The sequence below is a fragment of the Spongiibacter sp. UBA1325 genome (assembly GCF_002306875.1).
In the GTDB taxonomy this organism is placed as follows: domain Bacteria; phylum Pseudomonadota; class Gammaproteobacteria; order Pseudomonadales; family Spongiibacteraceae; genus Spongiibacter; species Spongiibacter marinus.
Map to the genome: position 1 here is coordinate 1 of NZ_DBTD01000010.1, position 262 is coordinate 262.

Consider the following 262-nt stretch of genomic DNA (forward strand, 5'->3'; position numbering starts at 1 on the left):
ACCGTCCGATATGCCGGCGCAGGACGTCGAACCAGCCGCTGAAGCACCGGCTGAGCCGTCAGCACCGGATACAGCGGCTGAAACAGCATCAGAGCCCGAAGCGCCGATTGTAGCGAGCGAGCCTAATGCCGCGCCGTCACCCGCCGCTCCCAGCAGCGTTGCCAAGCCACAAGGCAGAGCCGCCAACGATCCGCGCGTTGCACCCAGCCCGGTTGGCACTGTGGATATCACCACGGCGCAACCGCAAGCGCCAGTGCTAGAC

At 66.0% G+C, this 262-nt stretch carries 1 protein-coding gene; it reads left to right on the top strand.

The genetic code is table 11. The annotated features are described in order from the left end of the window. Nucleotides 1-262, top strand: a 262-nt coding sequence (locus B3K78_RS11905; protein ID WP_286695647.1) for a hypothetical protein, incomplete at both ends; no start/stop codon positions are given.